A 25,805-nucleotide genomic window follows, 5' to 3' on the forward strand; every position below is an offset into this window, starting at 1 on the left:
TACAAGTCATTTTATCCCTAAATAAAATTTAGGTCGCATAAATTTTATTTAGCAAACATTTTCCAGCCAACCTTCATACAATAAAAACAGAACAAAATTTTAAGGAGTTTTCTCTTTATGACTGATCCCTCCCAATCCCGTCCTGCCATCCTTTGTCCGGCCCAGGTCGGCACCCAGTCTATGGGACGACTGAAAATATCTATCACGTCAGGCTCCGGATACACCCCTGTGGCCGGTGCCACCATCCGAATCTCATATATGGGAAATCCGGATCAGATAATTGAAGAAGTGACCACCAATGAATCCGGTCAAACCCAGACCATCGAGCTTCCCGCCCCTAACCGGGATTATTCTCTGGAACCTGAAGCAAATCAGCCTTACAGCCAGTACACATTAACTGCCTTGGCCCCAGGATACGATGAACAGGTGGTGGCCGGCACCCAGCTTCTATCCGGGGAGACTGCCATTCAGGAAATCCGTATGGCGCCCTCCAGGAACAACCCTTCGGGAAGAAATATTGTCATCCCCGCCCACACTCTTTACGGCGATTACCCGCCAAAGATTCCCGAAGATGAGATCAAGCCAGTGAACGAGAGCGGCGAGATTGTTTTAAGCCGGGTGGTGATCCCGGAAACTGTAGTTGTTCACGACGGCCCGCCCTCGGACAGCGCTGCCAACAATTACTATGTGCCCTACAAAGAGTATATAAAAAACGTGGCCTCCAGCGAGATCTATGCCACCTGGCCGGAGGCCACTATCTACGCCAATGTTCTGGCCATCATGTCCTTTACACTGAACCGGGTATATACGGAATGGTACAGAAATAAAGGATATAACTTTACCATTACCTCCTCCACCGCCTACGACCACTTCTTTGTCTATGGCAGGAACATCTTTGAAAATATTTCCCAGGTGGTGGACAGTATTTTTCCCAACTACCTGTCCCGTCCCAACGTGCGCCAGCCCATCCTGACCCAGTACTGCGACGGCAAGCGAGTCACCTGCCCGGACTGGATGAGCCAGTGGGGTTCCAAAGCGCTGGGAGATCAGGGCTATTCTGCCATTGAAATCCTCCGCTACTATTACGGCGATTCCATGTACATTAACTGGGCTCCCCAGATCAGCGGCATCCCATCTTCCTGGCCGGGAAGCGATCTGACCATTGGCTCCCGTGGAGAAAAAGTTCTCCAGATGCAGGAACAGCTTAACCGCATTGCCAGGAATTATCCGGCTCTGCCAACCATTGCCGCCGACGGCATTTACGGTCCGGCAACAGCCAACGCTGTGAGAAAATTTCAGGAGATTTTTGACCTGCCTGTTACCGGGGTGGTGGACTACGCCACATGGTATAAGATCAGCCAGATTTATGTGGGCGTAAGCCGGATCGCGGAACTTAGCTGATCAAAGTCTGACTGTTTATTTTATTAAATATGGGGCAGGGATGTTTCTTTTAAAACATCCCTGCCCCGGTTAATGTAAATCGCTCGCTCCCAAAAGCAGGCTTTGGCTTTGCATCTGTCAATGGATATCTCTAACCGTACTTGACATCCGAAAGTTTTTTGATATGATAATATCCTGAATAATTTAAAAAGCCTGAATTGATACAAACCTTTAACCATAACAGATAATGAATAACATAAGGGCAAACTTGGACATAAACAATAAACTTTAACATTGACCTCATATTAAATTCTAATACACACATTTTATATTTCTGAATATATTCATATCACGGAAAATCAGCTTACAGATTAATATCAAAATTGTATGTGCTGTTGACAAGGTTCAGCTTTGACTGAATTTCCAAAATTCTTTCATACATATCCCTTCCCAGCTTTTTTGCTTCCTCAATATTATAATTAGTATACGTATATTCAATCTCGCCTTTATACTGGGTACGGTTCCGGGTTTTTGGCTGTCTGTTTCCAAGATCAGCAAAGTAGCCGTAATTATTATTTAATGTGGCCATAAGAACCAGAGCTTCATCCACAGTGATATTTTCTTCAGGAAGAAGTGTGGTTGTATTAAATACATTTCTTGCATGTTTGATCTTGCGGATTCTATCATCAATGCTGCGGATAGCATCAACCGTAGCTGAGAAATCAAAATCCGGCCGCAATTCTTCCGGGTCACCCTCGGACACGGCCACGACAAACGTTGCCAGTTTATTAATCTGATCTATAAGCTGTTTTCGTTCTTCACCTAATGAATGGATTAACTTTTGCGCTCCGTCAGGTGTAAGTTTCATATGGGACTCCTTTCTTATCTGCCGGCTCTGTGAAATACTCACAGAGCCGGCGCCGCTTTTACAGTTTTTCCGGGCCTCACCCCTCCTCCATAACAGTCTTTTTCTTTTTATGCCGGATAGAAGTGAGGCGGCGCATCATTGTCATAAAGCCGTTCATCATCGGATAAGTGATGGCGACCACCGGAATCACAAAAATCATACGCCACTGGAAAATAGTGGTGACGCTGAAAAAGTCTCCGAAGAACAGGACGCCTCCCACTAAAACAACGCCGCAGACAATACACAGGATCTTCCGCTTCATGTTCAGCGGGCTGGATACCTTGATCAGGATGATCATACTGATGCTGCTGGCCACCAGCAGATTATAGGCAGACAAAACATCTGAACTCAGCGCGAAAAATGTTCCAAGAACCTGATTGATCAGCATGGAGATGACCATCACCAAGGCTCCCGGTAGAGCCACCTGCAGGACATTCTTTAAGAAACCGTCCTGGGTCACCGTCTCCGTCTGCTCCAGCGCCAGGAAGAAACTTGGCAGGCCAATGGCCGCCGCGCTGATCAGGCTCAGGTGGATAGGCACAAACGGATAAGCCCGACCGATAATAATAAAAATCACATTTAAAAGGACGGAATATATAGTCTTTGTCAGATACAGAGCGCTGACACGCTCAATATTTGAGATGATCATGCGGCCCTCACGGACAATATCCTGCATACAGGCAAAATCCGAATCCAGAAGAACGATATGGGCCACCTGCTTGGCCGCGTCAGATCCGGCCGCCATGGCGATACCGCAGTCCGCATCTTTCAAAGCCAAAACGTCGTTGACGCCATCGCCCACCATACCTACAACCTTGCCGTTGGCCTGGTAGGCTTTAATAATCCGCTGTTTCTGCTCCGGCGTTACCCGGCCATAGACGGTAATATCATCCACCATCTGACGCAGACGCTCATCGTCCTGGGGAAGCTGGGTGGCATCCACATATTTTTCACCGTCCGCAAGGCCGGCTTCCACGGCAATATGGGAAACCGTGGCCGGGTTATCCCCGGAAATAACTTTAACAGCTACATTTTGGCTGGCAAAATATTCAAAGGTTGCTCTGGCCTCTGTCCGGATACAGTCGGAGATCAGGATCAGTGCCAGGGGACTGACGCCCTCCACCTGCTCTTCCTCGCTGGAAATATATCGGGCGCTGGCCAGCAAAAGGACACGCAGTCCCTTTTCTGAATAAACCTCCACCTGCTGGGCCAGGGATTCATTGCCCTTCATAATAAATTCCGGGGCGCCTAACACATAAGCGCCGTGGTCTTTAAAGGAAATGGCGCGGAACTTTCTCGCCGATGAGAATGGAATGGCATCCGTAATCTCCCACTCTTTTGTATCGGTAAAATAATTCATCAGCGCCGTCTGGGTATTATTGACGTCATCGAAGGCAAAGGCGATCTCATTCATGATCGTCCGGATTTCCTCCACAGACAGCTCCGACAGAGGGATCAGATCAGTGACCTGAAGGTCCCCGGTGGTAATAGTTCCCGTCTTATCAGTACACAGTACATTTACCCTGGCAAGAGCCTCGATGGCTTCCATCTCCTGGACAAGGGCCCGCTTTCCCGCCAGACGCCCCACGCCAAGGATAAAAGAAATACTTGTTAAAAGCACCAGCCCCTCAGGAATCATACCGATGACACCGGCAACAGTGTTCACCAGGGCGTCGGAAAGGGTCATTCCTGCCACATTCAGTTGGGAGATAAACAACAGGATACCTACGGGAATGATAATAAACCCAACGGTCTTAATAATCCGTTTAATTGAGTCCTGCATCTCAGAGGTGGCCCGCTTTTTATCTTTCGCCTGGTTGGCCAGCACTGTGGCATAGTTATCCTTACCTACATGTTCTACCCGTGCCAGGCCGCTGCCAGCAACCAGATAACTTCCGGAAAACAGCGTATCTCCCTGTTTCTTTTTCACCGGACGGGATTCACCGGTAATCATGGACTCGTTGACCTCAATGCCAGTGGATTCCAGCACAATACTGTCAGCGCTGATCTGATTGCCGCTCTCCACGGCGATCACATCATCCATAACGATCTGGTCAATGGGAATCTCCTTCCGCTTTCCGTCCCGAAGCACTGTAGCCTTTGTCGCTGTAATCACCGAAAGGCCGTCCACCAGCTTCTTTACCTTCAGCTCCTGAAAAATACCGATAATGGTATTAATAATAATGATGGCCATAAAGGTAAGATTTTTAATCTGTCCGGAGACAACAACCAAAGCGCCTAAAAATATATTCAGGAAGTTAAAATAGGTCAGCGAATGGGTCCGTATGATCTGGCCTGTAGTTTTGGACACGCTTGTATTTGTTTCATTGACAAGGCCCTTGGAGATCCGTTCCCGGACCTCTTTTTCAGAAAGGCCGCTATATCCTTCTTTTTCCATAGATCTTTCTTCTTCCCTTTTAAATACCCTTCAAATGATCTTATTCAAGCTCATAGGGTGTTGTCTGATACACAAAATAATTCAGCCAGTTGGAATAAATCCACTGTCCGTGGGAACGCCATGTAAGCACCGGCTCCTTAGACGGGTCATCGTCTGGAAAATAATGTTTGGGGATCTGGGGATTCATCCCTTTTTGCAGATCTCTGAAGTATTCCTTCTTCAATGTATCCGCGTCATACTCCGAATGTCCCATGACAAAAAACTGGGAACCGCTCTCATTGCTCACCAGGTAAACGCCGGCCTCGTCAGACTCGGCCATAATGCGCAGATCCGGAACTTTTAAAATATCTTCAGCATGAACCGTTGTATGTCTGGAGTGAGGCACATTAAAATATGTGTCCATTCCCCGAAACAGTCTGGATTTCGGATTGAGCATACGGTGTTTAAATACCCCGGACAGCTTCTGATCCAGCAGATGCTTTGGAATGCCGTAATGATGGTACAGCCCCGCCTGGGCGCCCCAGCAAATGTGAAAGGTAGAATGGACATTGTCCACACTCCAGTCCATGATCTGGCAAAGCTCGTCCCAGTACTCCACCTCCTCGAAATCCATAAGTTCCACCGGAGCCCCGGTAATAATCATCCCGTCATACCGGTGATCTTTAATCTCATCAAAGGTCTTGTAAAACGCCAGCATATGTTCCTCCGACGTATGCTTTGATGTGTAGGTGGACGTCTGGAGAAGCTCCACCTCAATCTGAAGGGGCGTATTGGACATACACCTTAAAATCTGAGTCTCCGTCTCAACCTTTGTGGGCATAAGATTTAAAATAATAATTTTCAGCGGACGGATATCCTGTGTCAGAGCCCGCTTCTGTGTCATTACAAAAATATGTTCATCTTCCAGAATCTGACGTGCCGGAAGATCATCGTCGATTTTAATTGGCATCTGAATTTCTCCTTCTATATTAAAGGAGGCTAAAATTGCCTCCATCTTCATTATATAAATTAAACTTTCAAATATCAACTGTCATTTCCTAAAGATTTCATAAATTTACTTGCTTGTCATGTGGCTGATATTTTTTATAAGTACAGAAATACTTCCGTCGGCATTTGTGATAAATTCCACCACATCCTGATTATCATACTGATCCATAGGGATACTGATCTCAATACCTGTGTCCGTCTTTATAAACTGGCGCTCAAACTTGCGGATCGTCTGCTTATTTACCGGGCGGATCACATCGTCGGCCATATGGTACTTTTCTATCTTTTCCTCAAAATCCCTGGCCATGTCTTCATTTTCCGAAAACAGTTTTGTCTTGACCTCCTCCACATTTAAGCTGCCATCCTCCTCAAAAGCGTCATACAGCACCTTCTTTGTCTCCATTGTCCTCTGGACATTTTCCTCGTCAAAATATTTCTGATTGATCTGATCCACCGCCTTTGTCACAATATTTAAGCGGGCCTTTTGTGAAAGCTGGCCATGACATTTTAAATACAGCTCCGACAGATAATTGGTCTTTACGCCGTTGACCTCATACTTGCGCTCAAGGAGCATAATGTCAAAATCTCCGGATAAACAGATCAGAGCCGCCTCCGATAATTTCTGTCCTTCCGACGGCAGCAGGGCCTTCTGTTTAATAATATTATTTGTATTCTCCCCCAGATCAGATACAGTTAAATGGGTATATGAAGATTTATAATTCATTTTCAGCAGCCCCAGATAATCCTGTTCGTCATAACGGAACAAAAGCACCGCCAGGTCAGCCGCCGGGATGGCAATGTTGCTGTTCATGATCCCGTATAAAAAGGCAGCCAGCTTCTGGCTGGTGGAGATAAACTGTTCAGCCTCAAACTGGCGCAGCTCATCCAATATCTCAGAGTCCTCGTTAAAGCAGCATTTTTTCAGATCGTCGCTCTCTGTTATTTTTTCCAGATGTACCTTAAAAAAATCGTAGAGATCCGGTCCGCAGTCAAGTTCTCTGTCCGACAGCACCGGCATCCCTACCGATGAGTCGAGAATGTGGATAATGGCTTTTTTTATAATAATATCATCGCGATTCATACATCATCTTCCTTTCTGAACATTCATCATAGCATGATTTTCCATGTCCCGCCATAATATTTGACAAAATAATTTTCGGATATTATTATACCTATGTACAATACACATGATGTTAGAGTCAGGAGGTCTTTTCGGGCCCATAATGTCCCGGATTTCAACATGCTTCTTCATCTCACGCGTCTTCGCTTCGGTCGGCGCAGGGCAGAAGCCACCGGCGCCTGACGCCCTAAAAGCATTGAAAGCACCTGATTTTTCAAACAAACAAAAGGAGTCAACGAAAATGAAAATAAAAAAAAGAATACTAACCATACTGATTGTCTTTGCAATGTGTATTGGCTGTCTGCCTGTTTACGCCGAGGACAACAGTACATATTCTGATTCTGCAGAAACTTCCGCCCCTGCGGAAACTTCTGATCCTGTGGAGGCCTTTGTAGAGCGGTTGTACACAAACATTCTTCAGCGCGACCCGGACGCAGATGGATTGCAGGATTGGACAAATGTATTAAAATCCGGTCAGGAACAGGGAGCCAGGGTTGCCCAGGGATTTATTGAAAGTCCGGAATTTATGTCCCGCAGCCTGACAGATACGGAATATCTGACCATTCTCTATCATACATTTCTTGACCGGGAGGCGGATGCTGCAGGGCTTGCCGCCTGGCAGCAGGTGCTTAATGATGGCCTTTCACGGCTGCATGTCTTTAAAGGATTTGTGGAATCCGATGAATTTACGGCCATATGCGCGGATTATGGAATCATTCGCGGAAATGCCAGTCTTACCGCCCCGATGGATCAAAATGAAGGAGTCACCCGTTTTATTGTGCGCTGCTATCGTCTCTGCCTTGGACGCGAAGTGGACCAGGACGGATTAAACAGTTGGTGCAGCCAGCTCCTGAATGGTGCCAATACAGCTAAAGATGTCGCTTACGGATTTGTATTTTCCGATGAGTTTCAGTCAAAAAATCTCAGCGATGAGGACTACATCAAAGTGCTGTATCGGGTGTTTATGGATCGTGAAGCAGACAGCGCGGGACTATCGGACTGGCTTTCTATGATGGATAACGGCGCCAGCCGGGAAGATATTTTTAACGGCTTTGCCGATTCCCCTGAATTTGCCCGTCTCTGTGAAGAAATGAACCTCCCCGAACCTCCCCTTCGTATTGTCCTCGATCCCGGCCATGACGATATCTGTGCCCGAAACCATCCAGATCTTGGATTTAATGAGCAGGATCTTAACCAGAAAATTGCCCTGGCCTGCCGGGATGAGCTGATGACTTACGAAGGTGTTCAGGTCTTTTTAACCCGGGAAGACGGTTCCTGTCCGGACAACGGCATTGGAAGCGATGATGTTACCGGACGCACGGCCTATGCCGCCTCCGTCCAGGGCGATGTGTTTATAAGTTTACATAATAACGCCTCAGGGCTGGGCTATCCCTCGTCCGCCAACGGAGCCTGCGCTTTTGTCTCTGTTCACAGCGGATATGCCGAAGAAAGCAAGGCTCTGGCCCAGTCTATTCTGGATGAGCTGACCTCATCTGTAGATTTAAGAAACCTGGGAGTTATGACACGGACAGACTTATCCAAGGGCCGATATCCTGACGGCAATGTCAAAGATTTTTATTATCTTATCAGCAGCAGCGTGGAGCGGGGATTCCCCGGAATCATTATCGAACACGCTTTCATGGATAATCCCCACGACAACGCGCTGCTGAAAAATGACGAACAGCTTAAAGCCATGGGGATCGCTGATGCCACAGGCATCGCCCGCTATTATAATTTAACTAAGCGATAATTTTTAATTTCCTTACCGGCTGTAAAGGATATTAACCATAATATACACATATCTAAGGAGGAATCTTATGAAACGAACGCCCCACAAATTCAGCGGCCGCACCGCGTTAATCTGCGTCCTTGTTATTCTCGTAGCATGTACTGCTTTCTTTTCCAACCGCAACCAGCAAATGCGGGAGGCCAATGTCAGCGATGTGGCTTTAGGCACGCTGGTCAATGTGCGTCTCTACAGTCAGATTCCCCAGGGGGCCTTAAACAGCGCGGCCAACGCTGCTTTAGGCCGGGCCAGAGAGCTTGAAGATATTTTTTCTGTATATTCGGAGGACAGCGAAATCACTTATGTCAATCAAAATGCGGCTGCAGGTCCTGTCCACGTCTCTGACGATTTCTACGCAGTCCTTGAACGGAGCCTTTATTTTGCTCAGCTCACCGACGGTGCTTTTGATCCCACCCTTGGACGGCTGATCCAGCTTTGGGGCATCGGCACTGAGAACGCCAGAGTGCCCTCAGAAAGCGAGATCAGCCCCTTTGTTGGCAAAAAAAATTATGAGCATGTGATCCTGGATGAGGAAGAGCATACCGTGTATTTTGAGAACAGCGATTTTTCCCTGGATCTTGGCGGTATCGTCAAAGGTTATGCCGCCGATGAGATTAAAAAGCTTCTCATGGAAGAATACGATATTGCCAGCGGCCTTATTAACCTGGGCGGCAATATTATGACCATCGGCAGCCGTCCCGACGGGCAGCCATGGACTCTTGGCATCGCCGACCCCAAAAACCCTCAGGACAGTTCTCAGACAGTGGCCTCCATGGCTGTTACCGATAAAACCTTTGTCACCTCCGGGGACTATCAGAGGTATTTTGAGGATGAAAACGGAAACCGCTACCACCACATTCTCGACGGTTCCACCGGGTATCCGGCAGACACCCATCTTTCCAGCGTAACCATCATTGGAAACACTTCCATGGACGCCGACGCTCTCTCCACTGCCTGCTTTGTCCTTGGCGAGGAAAAAGGTATGGAACTGTTGGAATCTCTGGACGGTTTTGACGGCGTGTTTATCGGAAGCGACGGTCATTTAAGTGCCACCGAAGGTGTCAGCGGCCAGCTTCAGATGACAGAAACTCAGTCAGAAACTCAAGCAGAAATTCAAACAGAAACTCAAGAGGAATAATCCATGACAAAAAAAGCAAAAATCTGCCTGATCATCACAGTCCTTTTGCTGGCGGTGGGCGTGGGCTCTATTTTCGCCCTCCGCTTTTTTTCCAGAGAAGGCCACATTGCCTCCGTTTATCAGCATGGCCAGTGTATACGCACTATTGATCTGAGCCAGGTAAGGGAACCATTTGAATTTACAGTAACCAGTGACTTGGGCGGCTCCAACACTATCCGGGTAGAGCCCGGACGCATCGCCGTCATCGACGCCACATGCCCTGACAAAATATGCGTCCACACCGGCTATATATCCACAAGCCTGTCCCCAATTACCTGCCTGCCCAACGAACTTGTCATTGAGATCAGCGGCGGGGAAAGCACCAGCCTTGACGCAGTCGTTCAGTAGGCCGGACAGAACTGTCACAAAAGGCTTTCCCGGAATCCAAAAGGAGGCACCTATGAAATCCGTAAAAAAACTTACAGCCCTTGCCCTTTTTGCAGCCATTGCCCTGACCATATTTATGCTGGAATCCATGATCCCCCCCCTGGTGCCCATTCCCGGCATCAAACTGGGGCTGGCAAACATTGTGACTCTCATACTTCTGGCCTGCGCCACATGGAAAGAAGCCTTGGTTGTCCTCATTGTCCGCATCGTCCTTGGCAGCATATTCGCGGGGCAGATGATGTCCTTTTTCTACAGCCTGGCCGGGGGACTTCTCTGCCTCCTTGTCATGGCCGTCCTTAACCATTTTCTTGGCCGGCGTCTTCTGTGGTTTACAAGCATCATTGGCGCCATCGCCCACAATACCGGCCAGATCGCCGTTGCGGTCTTTATCCTTGGCTCCGGCTATGTCCTGTATTATTATCCCTATCTTCTGGTCAGCGGCGTTATTACAGGCTTATTTACAGGGCTGGCCGCCTTTTATCTCTATCCGCGCATTCCAAAATTTCCAAAATAAAACGTATCGCAAAAAACCCCGCCGAAGCGGGGTTTTTGATTTATGGATTTTCCATCACGTACTGTTTTAATTGTTCCTCAGTGGGGTAAGAGGCGATGGCGCCGTTTCCAAACACACTGTACTCGCAAAAACGGTTGGAAAAAGTAATATATTCTTCCATCTGCTCCTCTGTCAGCCCATCCAAAGCGGGAACGTCCACGCCGTCTCTCCAGAGCTGATAGAGAAATGATCCGATAAAGCCATCTCCGGCCCCTGTCGTATCTACCGCTTTTACCCGGCGTGAGGGTGCCTGAGCCCGGCTGTTCTTTGTCAGACACATGGCGCCGCCGCTGCCCATGGTGTAAATCACCATAGCAGTATTGCCCTTAAAGAGCAAGGGGGCCGCCTCGTCAATATCCTTGTATCCGGTAATAAATTCCAGCTCTTCATCAGAAATTTTCAAAATATGAGCCTTGGGCATAAATTCCAGGATCGTCCCTTTAAGCGCCTCATGGTCGTCCCACAGCGGGAAACGCACATTGGGATCAAAACTGATAAGGGCGCCACAGTCAAGGGCCATATCAATGGCCTTCACGTGAGCCTGGCGCATTGGGGAATCCACTAAAGCTACCGAGCAAAAATGAAGGGTGTAAGCGTCATCAAACCATTCCTTTTTTAGCGCCTCCGGCGGGAAAAGCATATCCGCGCTTGGTTTTCTGTAGAAGGAAAAATCTCTCGATCCGTCTTCCTCCAGGGATACAAAAGCCAGAGCGGTGTTGGCTTCCTCTGTCCTTAAAATAAAACGGGTGTCAATGCCAAAACCCTGAAGCTCTTCCACGATACAGTCGCCGAAAGCATCTTTGCCAAGCTGAGTGATCATGCCAGCCCTGCCTCCCAATTTGGCGAATGCGCCGCACACGTTGGCAGGAGCGCCACCGACGTCCCGTTTAAACTCTAACACATCCTTTAAGGGAACGCCGATCTGCTTCGGAGCAAAATCAATAAGAGCTTCCCCGATGGCTAATAACTTATCTTTTTTCAATTTGCTTCCTCCAAACTCCAGGCAGTCAGAAAACCGCTGCCTTCCATGAATTCTATGGTGTGGCAATCCTTCCCGGTTCCATCAATCTGTGGATAAAACCGGGTTGAAAAAACTTCCGCTCCATGATTTACATAAATCTCAAGTGCTGATGTATCTGACAAAATCCGTATCTCCTCCAGACTCTCAAGGGCCACGCCCCGCATGGTCCTGCCTCCGCCTAAAGGTGAACCGGGGGCAAATTCGATCTTAAAGATCTGATCTGCTTTCTTATAAACAATGTGGAGATCATGATCTACACATAAGTGAAGATTTTCAGGATCATCAATCTTTATAATCACATCGCTGCTTATACTCACATCCAGGCTCTCGCCCTGTTCCTGCGTCTTTGTGACCGCACCGCCCCTGAGTTCTTCCAGTTCCCTCACCGGGTACTGGAAAATCTTTCCAGCCTTCACTGTCAGCTCTCTTGGAACAGTCATACAGTGCTGCCAGCCTTTCTCCACGGTGGGATTTATATAATCGCAGTCCGGCATACCCATCCATCCTATAAGGATGCGGCGGCCATCCCTGTCCAAAAAAGTCTGGGGGGCGTAAAAATCAAATCCCCGGTCATATTCCTTAAATTGTCCCAGGGAAGCATCCCCGGTAAAGTCTCCATCCAGCAGGCAATAACCGGACTGGTAAATATTAGCAAAATCAAGACCGTCCCTTTCAATCCCCTGAGGCGAAAATGAGAGGAACCGCCGCCCATCTATGACAAACATATCCGGACATTCCCACATATAGCCAAAACCCGAAATCGTGAAAATGTTTTTCAGAGACCAATGGAACTTGTCCTCCGATACATAGAGAAGCACCTCCCCATGATCTTCTTTTGTCCTTGCACCCAAAACCATGTAATAGAGACCGCTCTCTTTCCACACTTTAGGGTCCCGGACATGGCAGGACAGGTTGGCTGGATAATCTTTATTGCTCATAATTAATGTCTTATCACCTATTGTCCCGTCAGTTCTCATGACTGCCAGCACTGTATTGCCTTCCCGTCCGGTATAAATATAGTCATAATCCCCTGCCAGCTTAACATTGCCTGTATAATACAGCCATACACAGTCACCTTCCACAAGAGCGCTGCCGGAGTAAACGCCGTCACAGTCATAGGGCATATCAGGATACAGGGCAATGCCTTCATATTCCCAGTGGATCATGTCTGTGCCTGTATAATGGCCCCAGTATTTCAGACCTCCCATAGCGTCTGATGGTGAATATTGGAAAAACAGGTGATATCTGCCGTTAAAAAAGCACAGTCCGTTAGGATCATTGAGCCAGCCCACCGGCGGCATCACATGATATTTCAGCCGCCATGGGTCACTGACACTATCCTTGTTTTGTTTTTCCAAAATACCTGTGTATTTTTCCAATTCCTTAGTCAGAGATGTTTTCATAAAATCTGTCCCCCCTGATTACTTTTTTACAACTTTCACCAAAGGCTCGCCGCCGGCGATATTTCCTGTTTTTATAACTTCCACAGAAGCGTATTCGTCTGTATTATTGACGATCACCGGTGTTATCAGCTCATATCCGGCCTCTCTGATCTTTTCCATATCAAATTCGGCGATGAGCTGCCCTTTCGTCACACAGTCGTTATCCTTCACATGGACGGTATAAAACTTTCCATTCAGCTCCACAGTATTAATACCGATATGGATCAACACCTGGGCCCCGCTGTCGCTGGTCAGGGCAATAGCGTGATTTGTATCAAAGACCAGATTCACCTGTCCGTCAAATGGGGCAAAAACCTTGCCCTCGGAAGGATTGATGGCTGCTCCCTTTCCAAGGACCTCCGCCGCGAATGTGGGGTCAGGTACATCTTTCATTTCCATTACCTGGCCATTTAGCGGGGCGAAAATAATTTCCTCAAATTCCTCCCCTTTTGCCGATTTAGAAGACTCTTTTGCGGCCGGTTCCCGCTCAGAGGCATCACCAAGTACCTTAACAGGCGCCCCGGTCTGATTCTGTGTTGGCAATGCGGCCTCCATCGGCTGTCCGGATGTTTCCCCCGATGGCTGCTGTTTTGGATTTTTAAATCCAAATAGCCATGTGAGAACAAAAGAGACTGCCGCCGCGATAAGCATGGCTACGACATAATTAATGGGATCATGAAGACACAGAAGGATGCCAAAAATCCCCGTAACCCCTGTGCCAGTGGCGCCAAGACCTACAATAGAGGCGTACATCGCACCCACACCGCCGCCCACACAGGCGCAGATAAATGGTTTAAAATATCTGAGATTCACACCAAAAATAGCCGGCTCTGTAATTCCCATAAAAGCACTTAATGCCGATGGGAGGGCCAGAGACCGTGTCTTTTTGTCCTTTGCCTTTATCCCTACCGCCAAAGAAGCGGCGCCCTGAGCTACGTTGGCGGCAGAGGCCAAAGGCAGCCAGTAGGTATACTGATAAGCCGCAAGCTGTCCGATGTCAATGGTGGTGTACATATGGTGAATACCTGCCACAACTGTGATCGCATAAAGAAAACCGACGATCAGGCTGCCGATGCCGAAAGGAAGAGTGAGAATCGTCTGAATACCGCCAATCACCGCGTTTTCTACAGTGACAAAAACCGGGCCAATGGCCGCCAGTGTCAGATAGCCGGTGACAAACACACTGACTAACGGCGTCACAAACAGATCCAGCGCCGCAGGTACGATTTTGTGGAGGCGCTTTTCAATAAATGCCAACACCCACACGGCGATAATGACCGGAATGACATGCCCCTGATAACCCACCATGTCCACACTGTAAAGGCCGAAAAAGACCGGCTGTGTCGCCTGAACACCTTCTGTAGCTACAGTCCAGGCGTTTTGCAGATCGGGATGGATCATGATCATACCGATAACCGCCGCCAGATAAGGATTGGCGCCGAAGGCTTTTCCAGCACTGTACGCAATAAGTATCGGCAAAAAGGTGTAAGCTGTATTGGAAAAAAGCTGGGCAAATACATAGATCGAACTTGTGGTACTAATGTTTAAAAAGCCATTATTGACCATAAAATTCAGCGCTTCCATAATACCCATAAGGAAACCGCTGGCAACAATGGCCGGGATAATGGGGACAAAAATATCTCCAAGTGTCTTTATAGCCCGCTTAAAAACATTTTGTCGGGCGTTAGCCGCCTGCTTCACATCTTCCTTGGAGCTTTCAGTGATCCCTGCCTCCTGGATAAAGGCGTCGTAAACCTTATTGACGATTCCTGTTCCAAAGATAATCTGAAGCTGTCCCTGGGCAAAGAATACACCTTTGACCCCGTCAATGTTTTCCACAGCTTTACTGTCACAGACATCATTATCTTTAATGACAAGACGCAGCCGGGTCGCGCAGTGAGCAGCAGAAATAATATTATCTCTGCCGCCGATTTTTTCCAGAACTTCTCTGGCTGTCTTTTGGTAATCCATAGCAACATCCTCCTTCTGATATGGTACCGATTCCACATGTTGTTATTATTTTACAACCAGAGTATTTTATTGTCAATACAGGAATGTCATTACAGACTTTTTCTGAGAACGATTTCATATCCAAGCATCACCGATTTGGCAAAATCCTTCCCCTGTTCCATCTGCTCCATAACCATCCGCGCCGCCTCTTTGCCACTCTCCTCATAATAATAGTGAACAGTAGTCATCGAAGGGGTCATCAGGGCTGCCAGTTTTGAATCGCCAAAGCCTGCCACTTTTACATCTTCTGGCACACGAATATCCGCTTCCCGCAGGGCTAGAAGAACACCTGCCGCGATAGTGTCTGTGGCACAGATCACCCCGTCAAAATCTTTGCCCCCGGCAATGAGGCTCTGCGTCTGCTCATATCCTGACTGGGCGTTAAAGAGACATGGTCCCATAATTCTGGCGTCAGATAAAAGTCCCTGTTCTTCCAAAGCCAACTCAAATCCTTCGCGCCGCCGTCTTCCCACAGCCACATCCTCCTCACTGACCCCAAAATATACCGGACGGCGGCATCCTTTTTCCAAAAGCTGTCTGGCAAGAGCCCTGGCAGCGTTTTTGTCATCGTGGAACACACAGCATTTTTCCCTGTATTCCTGCCCCGCGATTACCACCGGTACCGGCATATTAGACAAAAGTTCCCTGTGTTGACGGGTCAGGGCTGAGGCCAGGAGAATAACCCCGTCCACCCGGTCATTAGAAAAAATCTTTAAATATTCCAGCTCTTTTTCATAGTGGTTATCCGTATTTGCCAGGAGCATATGATAGCCGCCGTCCTCAAGCACACTGCCAATACCTTCCAGGATGCGGGATACTGACTCAGAATTTAAGCGTGGAATAATAACGCCCACCAGCTTTGTCTGCTTTGTCCGCAGCATTTTTGCCTGGGTTGACGGCACATATCCGGTCTTCTCAATAATCGCGCGGATCTTCTGCTTTTTTTCATCGCTGACATAACCATTGTTGAGATATCTTGAAACCGTAGCCCTGGACACTCCTGCCATCTCAGCAATATCTTTAATATTCATGATCTTCACGTCCCTTTTGTGTAAAACTTTCGGATAATTAGTAACAGTTCAGCCCGCTGAACTGTAACGATAATTATTCAGTCATTAATGTGTATCATTTTATATTATTTTTATATTATTGTCAAAGTCACATATCCCGCGGAGCGTTTTTTTGTGTCATAGGAAGCACAGTTTCCTATGACACAAAAAAACAGCCGCCGGGCCAATACCCTCCGCCAAAAAACAAACTTTACATCTGTTCTTCGGCAAAGGCCGGCCCGGCGGCTTCTTTGATCTGTCCTATTGTATTACCCTGCAATATTTTCCCCGGCTTTGCATCCGGCGCAGATTCCAAAAAAATAAGTATAATGTCCTTCAATAGTTCCGTCAAAATGTTCTGCAGCAATGGTATCAATGTGATCAATGGGAAGCATGGGCAGATCCTGAACACAGCCACATTCCCGGCAGATAAAATGATAATGGGGATCTATATTTCCGTCAAACCGGTCGCTTCCCTCGCCGCAGTGAAGGCGTGTGATCTCCCCGTGTTCCTCAAGGAAAGTCAGGTTGCGGTAAACAGTCCCAAGACTAATGTTAGGGCACACCTGACGAATCGCCTCATAGACCATCTCTGCTGTAGGATGCTCTTTGGTAGACATCAGATATTTTTTAATAGCTTCTCTCTGACGACTATATTTTACTGTTTTCAAATGCACACCTCCTTTAAGATCTTTCATTGGGAGAGCTTTTTGCTCTATAGGAAAACGTGAAATCTGTTCTTTCACAGGCAAGACCGTCAGCTTTTCTATAGAGCAAAAAGCACCGAGTCAACGGACCCGGTGCCCACAATGCCTTTTATCAGCCAAAGTATCTCTTTAACAGGCCTTCAAATGCTCTTCCGTGACGAGCCTCGTCTCTTGCCATCTCATGTACAGTGTCATGGATTGCGTCAAGGTTAGCGGCTTTAGCGCGTTTTGCAAGATCAGTCTTGCCAGCTGTTGCGCCATTTTCAGCGTCTACACGCATCTCAAGGTTTTTCTTTGTGCTGTCTGTAACAACTTCGCCAAGTAACTCAGCAAACTTAGCAGCATGTTCTGCTTCTTCCCATGCAGCTTTCTCATAGTAAAGGCCGATCTCCGGATATCCTTCTCTGTGAGCAACTCTTGCCATTGCAAGATACATACCAACTTCGGAGCATTCACCTTCAAAGTTTGCTCTTAAATCTGCTAAAATATCTTCGCTGACACCTTTAGCTACGCCAACAACATGCTCAGCAGCCCATTCTCTCTCGCCTGTCTGCTCTTTGAACTTTTCAGCCGGTGCATGGCAGATTGGACATTCTGCTGGTGCGCTTTCGCCTTCGTAAACATAACCACATACTGTACATACAAACTTTTTCATACGCTTTACTCTCCTTTTGATGGTCCTGAATAAAATTCATCCAGGTGAATATTGTTTCTTATCTCAATATCAGTAATCATTACTGATATCATTATAATACACCTTAACCTACTAATTGTCAATAGTTTTTTCAAAAATAATAATTATTATTATTTTTATTTTGTAACTATTCAGCCATGCGGCTGGTTTAATAAAAATACGGCGCAAATTTGTTTGCAGAGGATTTTTTATTAAACCAGATATATGGCGCCAGACCATAATCGAGGATTCAGCCGCGCAAGCGGCGGTAAAGCAGCGGTAGCTGCGGGAATCTTAAGATGCATGGCTGAATAGTTACTTTATTTTTAAACAGCACTCCAAGCAGACAGCTTTTACAGCTCATTACTGACATCCCGGACATTGGGATAATTGGAAATATCTAAAATGCGTTGATTGGAACTTCCCCTAAACAAAAGATCCAGATCCCGCAGCCCTTCCACATAAGGGCCGTCCACAAGGAGATCGCACATTCTTAAAAGCTTCTCCACCCACTCATCCTTAACCGCCATCTCTTTAAGCTGATCAAAGGTATAACCGGAATAAATGACAATGTTTTTGCCCCGCGCTTTCACCTGCCGCGCCAGTTCCCACAGGGGTTCCGGCTGGCAGAAAGGTTCCCCGCCGGAAAAAGTCATGCCGGCCAGCAGCGGGTCCTCGTCAAATCTGGCCATAATCTCATCGGTATCCATCCATGATCCCCCGTCAAAGTCGTGGGTCTGCGGGTTATGACAGCCCTGGCACCTGTGGGGACACCCCTGGGTAAAAACGGTAAACCTAAGCCCCGGTCCGTCCACAATGGACTCATCAATAATACCGCTGATCTTGAGCTTAAATCCCATGTTTAACCCGATCCTTTTCCTCAGCTCTCTTAGCATTGTTAAAGCGCTCTGTTGTGCCGACCAAATACCCGGTGATCCTGCGGATACGGTCAAATCCCACGTTTTCTCCAACCATTTCATCTTTAATGACAACTTTCTGACTCATAATTTTTTCCTCCTGTTTTTTTCTTAATAATTGTAGCTGTTCACCCTGCCCATCCCTGATAGCTGAACTGTTATTAATAATTCGGTACGTTGGGGAACTTTTTTCTCAGCAGGCGCAGCTTCTCAACGCTGACGGTCTCGCCTTCCCGCCGGCCGCACCGCGGGCATACATCTCCGATGACGCCGGTATATCCGCACACCGGGTCCCGGTCCACCGGATGATTAATGGAACCATAGCCGATCCCCTGCTCCTTCATATAGCGGATAATCGTCTCAAAGGCTTCAAGATTTTTACATGTATCCCCGTCCAGTTCCACATAACTGATATGCCCGGCGTTGGTCAGGGCGTGATAGGGCGCCTCCAGGGAGATCTTTTTAAAAGCCTTGATGGGATAGTAAACGGGAATATGGAAAGAGTTTGTATAGTATTCCCGGTCAGTAACCCCTGGAATTTCCCCGTAAATCTTTTTATCAATAGCCACAAAGCGTCCGCTCAGCCCTTCCGCCGGCGTGGCCAGAAGGGTAAAGTTCAGGCCCGTCTTCTGAGATTCTTCATCCATACGCTGACGCATGTGGCCGATAATTTTAAGTCCGAGATTCTGGGCCTCCCGGCTTTCCCCGTGATGGCAGCCAATGAGAGCTTTCAGCGTCTCTGCCAGTCCAATAAATCCAACGCTCAATGTGCCGTGTTTAAGAACTTCAGCCACACTGTCGTCAATATCCAGATCCTCAGAATCAATCCAAATCCCCTGACCCATAAGAAATGGATAGTTGCGTACCCGCTTTGTACACTGGATCTTAAACCGGTGAAGAAGCTGACGGATCACCAGGTCGATCCTCTCGTCCAGCAGATGGAAGAACCGATCCACATCCCCCTTGGCTTCAATCCCCAGACGGGGCAGGTTAATGGATGTAAAACTTAAATTTCCCCGGCCGCAGGTTACCGCCTTGGACGGGTCATGGACATTGCCCAGGACCCGTGTACGGCAGCCCATATAAGCCACTTCTGTATTATAATCTCCGGGCTTGTAATATTCAATATTAAACGGCGCGTCAATAAAACTGAAATTGGGGAACAGACGTTGGGCACTTGTCTTAATAGCCAGTTTAAAAAGATCATAGTTTGGATCTTCTTTGTTGAAATTAACCCCTTCCTTGACTTTAAAGATCTGTACCGGAAAGATCGGCGTCTCCCCGGCTCCGAGGCCGGCCTCTGTAGCCAGGAGAAGGTTCCTGATGGCCATATGTCCCTCCGGTGAAATGTCCGTGCCGTAGTTAATGGAACTGAAAGGTACCTGGGCACCGGCTCTGGAGTTCATTGTATTCAGGTTGTGGATCAGAGCTTCCATGGCCTGGTAAGTCTGCCGATCTGTACTCTTATAGGCAGCGTCTGAGGCATAACTGTGAGCTTTCTGGAGATCCTCGCCCCACACCTTACCTGCGCCGTAGCCTCTAAGTTCCCTGGCCATAATCTCCTTGTTTCCCATAGCCACAGGGGTGGAGAGATTGCATTTCAGGTCATTGATAACCTCAATGGCTTCTTCCTCTTCCATGTCCAGCTTTAACTGGAGATAGGTTTTTAAATACTTATAATATTCTTTGCGATAGGTCTTTGCCACGCCCATAGCCATAGCATAGTCGAAATTTGGAATGCTCTGTCCGCCATGCATTTCATTCTGATTGGCCTGAATGGCAATACAGGCCAGGGCAGCGTAGGAGCGTATGGAATTAGGCTCCCTCAAATAACCATGTCCAGTGGAAAAACCGTCTTTAAAAAGCCTGATCAGATCAATCTGGCAGCAGGTCTCTGTCAGCATGTAAAAGTCCATATCATGGATGTGAATATCCCCGTTCATGTGGGCTGCGGCGATATCTTTGGGAAGGACATAATTATCAATAAAATACTTAGAGCCTTCGGAGCCATATTTAAGCATGGTTCCCATGGCTGTGTCCGCGTCAATATTGGCGTTTTCACGCTTGATGTCCTCGTCCTTGGCATCGGAATAAGTGAGTTTTTTATAGATCTCCATAAGATCAAATTCTGACTTACGGATCTTTGTATGATCGGCCCGGTACAGAATATATGCCTTGGCAGTGCGGGCATAGCCAAAACGAATAAGGATCTCCTCCACAAGATCCTGGATATGTTCCACGCTGTTAAGCTCCTTCTCATCCAGGCGCTCCGTCACTTTTTCTGTCAGAAATAAAAGATCCGTGGGTGACATTTTTTCCCCCTCCACCGCCTTGTTGGCCCGGCTGATGGCGTTCATGATCTTCATAGAATCAAAGGGAACAATATCCCCGTTTCTTTTTTGTATTTTTTCTATCATTGCTCCAAAGACCTCCTAAAGACTTATGTCATGCCTGTGTTCTGTCCGGATCATCTCCCCCTCCGGAGCAATCCGTGGTATCATGAGGTCAAATTTTAATTTGACCTCAACATCATTATGATATTAAGGCCAAAGTCAAAGACCCCGCAGCAAGCTACGGGGCATCAAACTTGCAGCGCAGCAGAGCTGCGGGGTATTTGACCCTCGCGGCAGTCGCCAAATGGACATGCAAGCATGTCCGCTTGGCTCGTTGCCCGCGGGAATAAAGCTTGGCCCTGATGTCATCATTATATTGTATAAAACGCAAGAAAGGAACACTATATCTTGTGTTCCTTTCCTATTATAGTCACTTTCTATGAAAAAATCAATACCTTTATGCTATAAATATTTAGCCTCAAATAACAGTCCGCTACTATTCACAGTTAGCCGGAAACACTTGCTGTTTTCGGCATAAGAACGTCATTGTGGGGTTCGCTTATGTGGGGCTGCCATCATTTTCTTACCATGCTAAACTCCAGATTATCGTATTTGGAACAGTTTTCCAGGACGCCTCTGTCATCTGCCTGTTTGATCTGGGCATTACGGTCCTTCATAAATGTCCGGCTCTTATTAATCATGGCCGGACCGTTGACACAGCCGCCTACACAGGCCATACCTTCAATAAAATCTTCCGGAAGTTTTCCTGCTTTAAGCATCATCAGAGCCTTCTTGCATTCCAGGGCGCCGTTGGCGCGGCAGACTTTCACGTCAATGTCTTCATTGCGCTCCTTAAATGTGGACAGCACCGCGTTGGTCACACCGCCGGACACTGAAAATTCCATGCCGTAAACGCTTCCCTGCTGCATCTGTCCCTGGAAATCCGCCGGGTCAATATCTTTGGCCTCAAACATGCTGGCCAGCTCCTCGTAGGTCATAGCATAGTCCGCGCCGCCCAAAGTGATGGAGTCGATGACCTCCCCTTTCTTGGCAATACATGGTCCGATAAACACGCAGACCGCGTCCGGATCCATGGCCTTAATGAGACGGCCGGTGGCTGTCATTGGGGACACTGTGGTAGACATGGCGTCTAATACCTGTGGAAAATGCTTCTTGATCATATTCACAAAAGCGGGACAGCAGGATGTGGTCATCTTTTTGCCTTCCTTCACATGTTCTTCCAGCTCCAGGGCCTCATTTTTAGATACAAAATCCGCCCCTAAAGATACCTCAAACATATCTGTAAAGCCCAGGGCCTTGACAGCCTCACGGATCATACCGTTGGTCACGTCAGCGCCAAACTGTCCGGAAATCGCCGGGGCCACCATAGCGTAGACTTTTGCGCCGCTGTTGATGAGATTGATCACGTCCACCATAAAGGATTTGTCCGTAATGGCGCCGAAAGGACAACTGATGACACACTGGCCGCAGTTGATGCACTTTTCTTCATCAATAGCCACAATATCATCCTCGTCCATAGTAATGGCGTCCACAGGGCAACTACGCTTACATGGACGCATTAAATCCGCAATAGCGTTGTAAGGACAAGCCTCGGCGCAGCGCCCGCACTCTTTACATTTTTTCGGGTCAATATGGGCCCGGCCCCGCTCAAAGGAGATAGCGCCGAAATTACATGCGCCCATACATTTTTTTGCCATACACATCTGGCAGCTATCTGTCACGCTAAACCGGTTAATAGGGCAACCCTCACAGGCCGCGGGGAGTACCTGGACAATATTTTTATTGGACTTTGTCCCTACAGCCGGGCGTCCCTCCGCCAGATTAACCCGCTGGCGCACGATCTCCCGCTCCCGGTAAACGCAGCACCGCCATCTGGGATTATTTCCGGGGATGATCGTATAGGGGATCTCATCCCGGCGGGTCTCCAGTTCACCCGCGAAAGCCTGTTTGGCAACTTCCACACAGACCTCATATTTGATCATATTAATATCTGTTACAAATTGTCTTTTCATAGTCTATCCTTTCTTTATCCACCGGATGATGTCAATAGTACCTGACAGTAACGGTCTTTCCCATCTTCTCGCATTCCTGGCGGATCTTGTCCACCAGGCGCATGCGGATACTCAGATCAAAGGGAAGCCCCACATTCTGGTGAGCCGCGTTCATTGCCTGACCGACAAACATGTGCAGATCCGTACACTCTTCCACCAGTATCTTGGCAATCATAGCCGCGCCGTTATCCGCGTCCAGGCTGTCAAAAAAGCGGTCCGACAGATCGCCCTTATTATACTGTTCCAGCATATTAGCGCAGCGGTTTAAAGTAAGAACCCCCTCTGTCACCAGATCAACACCTTCCAGGGTGGCAATGGGCGGGATCTCAGGATCATTATATTTAATGGAGGCCACAATTTTCTTTTTTAATATCCGGGCCGCGATATTTGCACTTGTTCCACCGCTGACAATCTTCTTTCCCGGTGACGTCATAAAATCTCTCATTAACACCGCGTCGTCATCGTAGGACTGGGGCGGTCCGGTAAAGATGTTCACATGCTTTGCCTTTACTGCATGGATCACCGCCACCGTTGTGTCATCCCCCGGACTGTCCAGGTAGAGATCACTGCACGCCTTGCAGATCATAGACGTCAATCGTGGCGCTGACAGATTGTTCATGGAACATGCCTTTCGTATATACTCGCTGGCTCTTGCCTGTCCCCAGCCAAAACTCATCATATTTCCCACACCGGCGTGGGTAACGCCATCGCTCATCAATACAAAATAATCTCCCAGGGCTACATTCAGGCTGCAGTCCCGGATTTTCTTTCCTTCGATCTCATGAACCTCATAGGGGATCTGTTCAAGCTTTCCGCTGCGGACAAGGACGCAGCCGGGATTGTCATACTCCACAAGGTAGGCGCGGCCGTCTTTAAAAATCTGAAGAATCGTAAATGTAGAATATGCCACATGACGCACACTACACACTGGCAGTGTCTTGGCGATAGTCTCCACGCAGTCGCTGATATTGGCTCCGTCCCGGAGCATGGTACCGACGATCTTTGTGGTCAGTGTGGACAGAATGTTAGCTTTGACACCGCTTCCCATACCGTCGGATAAAACGAAAATATCGGAAACATCGTTTTTGAGTATCCCCACAGTATCGCCGCACAGTTCCTCGCCATGCTTATTGAGACTTTTCCAGGATACATCAAGGCTTATATTCATTTGACATCCTCTCCATCCTCCAGAAGCCGGTCACGCAGACGGGTCAAGGTCATTTTTGTCTCGGCTGTTGTCTCTCCCAGCAGCCCGGCGATTTCCTGAGCCACCATCATCTGCTTATCAATAACCTTCTGAGCGCTGTTGACAGCTTCGATCTTTAACTGATAGCGTCTGGCCTTTTTCTCCTCCTCCTGGGTGATATCCCGGATAATACCGATGACAACCCCCTGCTCCCGGACATAGATCAGGTTTTGGATCGTCTTCATATGATACGAAGGATAGTCCACCCTAAGGTTAATCCGGCTGTGCTTTTCCTGGATCACTTCCTGGAAGCTCTCAGAATCTACAATCTCATAGAGGTAGGATTTCAGGGCCTCCTCCCTGGATATGTTGAATTTGACCTCTGCCGCGTTATTAAATTCTCTGATCCTCAGTTGTTCATCCACAATAATAACCAGACTTGGCGTAACGGACAGGATCACATCGGACAAATATCTGGCATTCTCATACATATAGGGAATACACATCTGAATATTGCTCTTTCCCTGATATACGGCGATGGCTTTCTCCCGGCATGTCGGAAAACCGCAGGCGCCGCAGTTCAGCTCCTTTTCCGCTGTATCCTTTCCAATAATCGTCAGTATCCGCCGGATATCCTTTTCCTCCGGCATTTTTACCGTTTTTCCTGTCTCCTTAAAAGGGCGGGACAGATCAATAGAGTCAGGCATGGGGGCATATTCCGGGAAATCCCTCATAATCCGTCCCATAAGAGTCAGTTTGGCCTTAAAGCGGTTTGTCTGGCTTTTTCCTGTCACCGGTCCGTTAATACATCCCTGATCACAGGAATTTAACTCGATAAAGCAGTGATGAATCTCCCCTTTTCTGATGGAAGAAAATACTTCCCGGCAGGCGTCCAGACCGTTGACACATAAGGTCTGATAGCCGTAAGTACCTTTACCTTTGGCGTGAATAGCCATGGAAATGCCTCCGTTGGCTGCGTAGGCTCCGTTGATCTGAGGATTAATCCGGTCGTGGCGCCACTGGCGGCAGTCTTTCAGAGAGATCCCTTTCTCTCTGAACCAGCCGTTAAGCTGGTCAAAATTGATCACTGCGTCAATGTAGCCTTTTGTCCGGGGATCTTTTTGATCCTCAACAGTTTCCGCCAGGCATGGACTAATTGATACAATTTTAACGGAATCACCAAACTCTTCCTTTAGAAGCTTCCCATGGGCGATGACCGGACTGACCACCGGCGCCATAAATGGAATCATATCCGGATAATCATTTTCCACAAGCTGATTGATCACCGGACAGACCGAAGTAATTATATTATCCATCCGGCCTTCCTCCATCAACTGCTCGTAAGCATTGGTCACATAAATCGCTCCCTCTGCCGATTCCCGAACCTGATCAAAACCAAGCTGTAATAAACCTTCGATCAACTGTCCCGGCTCAATGTCAGAATAAATTCCAAGATATGCCGGAGACAGACTGGCGATGACCTTCTCCCCGCTGTCTATGTAAGTTTTGACTCTGTCGATATCACTGAAAACGGTAATGGCATTCTGAGGACAGGACTCCAGGCACCGTCCGCACAGAACACACTCGCTGGCCACGTACTTGACATGATCCTCCTGGGTAATAATCGCCTTTACCGGACAGAGACGGACACATTTATAACAGTCTTTACATTTCGCCTTTCTAAACCCGATCGCTCCCAC

21 protein-coding genes are annotated in these 25,805 nt (G+C 47.8%); 5 read left to right on the top strand and 16 right to left on the bottom strand.

All coding sequences use genetic code 11. The features are described from left to right. Window positions 1-117 precede the first annotated feature (117 nt). Window positions 118-1,401, top strand: a complete 1,284-nt coding sequence (locus HNP82_RS01500) for a peptidoglycan-binding protein (protein ID WP_183770694.1) — start codon at window positions 118-120, stop codon at window positions 1,399-1,401. A gap of 343 nt (window positions 1,402-1,744) precedes the next feature. Here the strand turns inward: HNP82_RS01500 and HNP82_RS01505 are convergent, their stop codons facing one another. From HNP82_RS01505 to HNP82_RS01520, 4 genes are all read right to left on the bottom strand, one after another. Next, entirely contained in the window at window positions 1,745-2,248 is a 504-nt protein-coding gene (locus tag HNP82_RS01505) for a hypothetical protein (protein WP_183770696.1), read from the bottom strand. 76 nt (window positions 2,249-2,324) lie between these two features. Then, a complete protein-coding gene (locus HNP82_RS01510; protein WP_183770698.1) occupies window positions 2,325-4,685 on the bottom strand; it encodes an HAD-IC family P-type ATPase in 2,361 nt (786 codons plus the stop codon). A 40-nt stretch (window positions 4,686-4,725) separates the two neighbouring features. Beyond that, window positions 4,726-5,634 (bottom strand): homoserine O-acetyltransferase MetA, encoded by a 909-nt coding sequence (metA, locus tag HNP82_RS01515; RefSeq protein ID WP_183770700.1) that lies wholly within the window; start codon window positions 5,632-5,634, stop codon window positions 4,726-4,728. A gap of 105 nt (window positions 5,635-5,739) precedes the next feature. After that, window positions 5,740-6,753, bottom strand: coding sequence for a nucleoid-associated protein (locus tag HNP82_RS01520; protein ID WP_183770702.1), 1,014 nt, complete (start codon window positions 6,751-6,753; stop codon window positions 5,740-5,742). Window positions 6,754-7,033: 280 nt separating this feature from the next. On the opposite strand from HNP82_RS01520, the gene HNP82_RS01525 reads away from it, so the two are divergent. From HNP82_RS01525 to HNP82_RS01540, 4 genes are all read left to right on the top strand, one after another. Continuing rightward, on the top strand, window positions 7,034-8,542 hold the full coding sequence (locus tag HNP82_RS01525; protein WP_183770704.1) for a DUF4214 domain-containing protein: 1,509 nt from the start codon (window positions 7,034-7,036) through the stop codon (window positions 8,540-8,542). Window positions 8,543-8,609: 67 nt separating this feature from the next. Continuing rightward, window positions 8,610-9,716, top strand: coding sequence for an FAD:protein FMN transferase (locus HNP82_RS01530; protein WP_183770706.1), 1,107 nt, complete (start codon window positions 8,610-8,612; stop codon window positions 9,714-9,716). A 3-nt stretch (window positions 9,717-9,719) separates the two neighbouring features. After that, window positions 9,720-10,103, top strand: coding sequence for a NusG domain II-containing protein (locus tag HNP82_RS01535; RefSeq protein ID WP_183770708.1), 384 nt, complete (start codon window positions 9,720-9,722; stop codon window positions 10,101-10,103). 52 nt (window positions 10,104-10,155) lie between these two features. Next, window positions 10,156-10,656, top strand: a complete 501-nt coding sequence (locus HNP82_RS01540) for a Gx transporter family protein (protein WP_183770710.1) — start codon at window positions 10,156-10,158, stop codon at window positions 10,654-10,656. 40 nt (window positions 10,657-10,696) lie between these two features. Here HNP82_RS01540 and HNP82_RS01545 read toward each other — a convergent pair whose 3' ends face one another. The 12 genes from HNP82_RS01545 to HNP82_RS01600 all read right to left on the bottom strand — a co-directional run bounded on the left by HNP82_RS01545 (window position 10,697) and on the right by HNP82_RS01600 (window position 25,805). Next, on the bottom strand, window positions 10,697-11,677 hold the full coding sequence (locus tag HNP82_RS01545) for a carbohydrate kinase family protein (protein WP_183770712.1): 981 nt from the start codon (window positions 11,675-11,677) through the stop codon (window positions 10,697-10,699). Beyond that, window positions 11,674-13,119, bottom strand: coding sequence for a glycoside hydrolase family 32 protein (locus tag HNP82_RS01550; RefSeq protein ID WP_183770714.1), 1,446 nt, complete (start codon window positions 13,117-13,119; stop codon window positions 11,674-11,676). Before HNP82_RS01550 ends, HNP82_RS01545 begins: the two co-directional genes overlap by 4 nt. A gap of 18 nt (window positions 13,120-13,137) precedes the next feature. Continuing rightward, window positions 13,138-15,129, bottom strand: coding sequence for a PTS beta-glucoside transporter subunit IIBCA (locus HNP82_RS01555; protein WP_183770716.1), 1,992 nt, complete (start codon window positions 15,127-15,129; stop codon window positions 13,138-13,140). Window positions 15,130-15,218: 89 nt separating this feature from the next. After that, entirely contained in the window at window positions 15,219-16,199 is a 981-nt protein-coding gene (locus HNP82_RS01560) for a LacI family DNA-binding transcriptional regulator (protein ID WP_183770718.1), read from the bottom strand. Between the two features lie 287 nt (window positions 16,200-16,486). Then, window positions 16,487-16,888 (bottom strand): Fur family transcriptional regulator, encoded by a 402-nt coding sequence (locus tag HNP82_RS01565; RefSeq protein WP_243164597.1) that lies wholly within the window; start codon window positions 16,886-16,888, stop codon window positions 16,487-16,489. Window positions 16,889-17,036: 148 nt separating this feature from the next. Continuing rightward, on the bottom strand, window positions 17,037-17,579 hold the full coding sequence (locus HNP82_RS01570; RefSeq protein ID WP_183770720.1) for an NADH peroxidase: 543 nt from the start codon (window positions 17,577-17,579) through the stop codon (window positions 17,037-17,039). A gap of 371 nt (window positions 17,580-17,950) precedes the next feature. After that, a complete protein-coding gene (nrdG, locus tag HNP82_RS01575) occupies window positions 17,951-18,457 on the bottom strand; it encodes an anaerobic ribonucleoside-triphosphate reductase activating protein (RefSeq protein WP_183770722.1) in 507 nt (168 codons plus the stop codon). Further along, a complete protein-coding gene (gene nrdD / locus HNP82_RS01580; RefSeq protein ID WP_183770724.1) occupies window positions 18,447-18,602 on the bottom strand; it encodes an anaerobic ribonucleoside-triphosphate reductase in 156 nt (51 codons plus the stop codon). Before nrdD ends, nrdG begins: the two co-directional genes overlap by 11 nt. Before the next feature lie 73 nt (window positions 18,603-18,675). Continuing rightward, window positions 18,676-20,931, bottom strand: a complete 2,256-nt coding sequence (locus HNP82_RS01585; protein WP_183770726.1) for an anaerobic ribonucleoside triphosphate reductase — start codon at window positions 20,929-20,931, stop codon at window positions 18,676-18,678. Window positions 20,932-21,422: 491 nt separating this feature from the next. Continuing rightward, window positions 21,423-22,880 carry a 4Fe-4S dicluster domain-containing protein gene (locus tag HNP82_RS01590; RefSeq protein WP_183770728.1) on the bottom strand — a complete coding sequence of 486 codons (1,458 nt, stop codon included), beginning with the start codon at window positions 22,878-22,880 and terminating at the stop codon, window positions 21,423-21,425. A 31-nt stretch (window positions 22,881-22,911) separates the two neighbouring features. Then, complete coding sequence (locus HNP82_RS01595; protein WP_183770730.1) at window positions 22,912-24,087, bottom strand: SpoIIE family protein phosphatase; 1,176 nt, start codon at window positions 24,085-24,087, stop codon at window positions 22,912-22,914. Then, window positions 24,084-25,805, bottom strand: coding sequence for a [Fe-Fe] hydrogenase large subunit C-terminal domain-containing protein (locus HNP82_RS01600; RefSeq protein WP_183770732.1), 1,722 nt, complete (start codon window positions 25,803-25,805; stop codon window positions 24,084-24,086). Before HNP82_RS01600 ends, HNP82_RS01595 begins: the two co-directional genes overlap by 4 nt.

The organism is Catenibacillus scindens (assembly GCF_014202115.1).
GTDB classification, from domain to species: domain Bacteria; phylum Bacillota; class Clostridia; order Lachnospirales; family Lachnospiraceae; genus Catenibacillus; species Catenibacillus scindens.

Coding starts and splice junctions, on each gene's coding strand:
- HNP82_RS01500 (WP_183770694.1), top strand. CDS start 118: ATGACTGATCCCTCCCAATCCCGTCCTGCCATCCTTTGTCCGGCCCAG.
- HNP82_RS01505 (WP_183770696.1), bottom strand. CDS start 2,248: ATGAAACTTACACCTGACGGAGCGCAAAAGTTAATCCATTCATTAGGT.
- HNP82_RS01510 (WP_183770698.1), bottom strand. CDS start 4,685: ATGGAAAAAGAAGGATATAGCGGCCTTTCTGAAAAAGAGGTCCGGGAA.
- metA (WP_183770700.1), bottom strand. CDS start 5,634: ATGCCAATTAAAATCGACGATGATCTTCCGGCACGTCAGATTCTGGAA.
- HNP82_RS01520 (WP_183770702.1), bottom strand. CDS start 6,753: ATGAATCGCGATGATATTATTATAAAAAAAGCCATTATCCACATTCTC.
- HNP82_RS01525 (WP_183770704.1), top strand. CDS start 7,034: ATGAAAATAAAAAAAAGAATACTAACCATACTGATTGTCTTTGCAATG.
- HNP82_RS01530 (WP_183770706.1), top strand. CDS start 8,610: ATGAAACGAACGCCCCACAAATTCAGCGGCCGCACCGCGTTAATCTGC.
- HNP82_RS01535 (WP_183770708.1), top strand. CDS start 9,720: ATGACAAAAAAAGCAAAAATCTGCCTGATCATCACAGTCCTTTTGCTG.
- HNP82_RS01540 (WP_183770710.1), top strand. CDS start 10,156: ATGAAATCCGTAAAAAAACTTACAGCCCTTGCCCTTTTTGCAGCCATT.
- HNP82_RS01550 (WP_183770714.1), bottom strand. CDS start 13,119: ATGAAAACATCTCTGACTAAGGAATTGGAAAAATACACAGGTATTTTG.
- HNP82_RS01555 (WP_183770716.1), bottom strand. CDS start 15,129: ATGGATTACCAAAAGACAGCCAGAGAAGTTCTGGAAAAAATCGGCGGC.
- HNP82_RS01560 (WP_183770718.1), bottom strand. CDS start 16,199: ATGAATATTAAAGATATTGCTGAGATGGCAGGAGTGTCCAGGGCTACG.
- HNP82_RS01570 (WP_183770720.1), bottom strand. CDS start 17,579: ATGAAAAAGTTTGTATGTACAGTATGTGGTTATGTTTACGAAGGCGAA.
- nrdG (WP_183770722.1), bottom strand. CDS start 18,457: ATGGGATTTAAGCTCAAGATCAGCGGTATTATTGATGAGTCCATTGTG.
- nrdD (WP_183770724.1), bottom strand. CDS start 18,602: ATGAGTCAGAAAGTTGTCATTAAAGATGAAATGGTTGGAGAAAACGTG.
- HNP82_RS01585 (WP_183770726.1), bottom strand. CDS start 20,931: ATGATAGAAAAAATACAAAAAAGAAACGGGGATATTGTTCCCTTTGAT.
- HNP82_RS01590 (WP_183770728.1), bottom strand. CDS start 22,880: ATGAAAAGACAATTTGTAACAGATATTAATATGATCAAATATGAGGTC.
- HNP82_RS01595 (WP_183770730.1), bottom strand. CDS start 24,087: ATGAATATAAGCCTTGATGTATCCTGGAAAAGTCTCAATAAGCATGGC.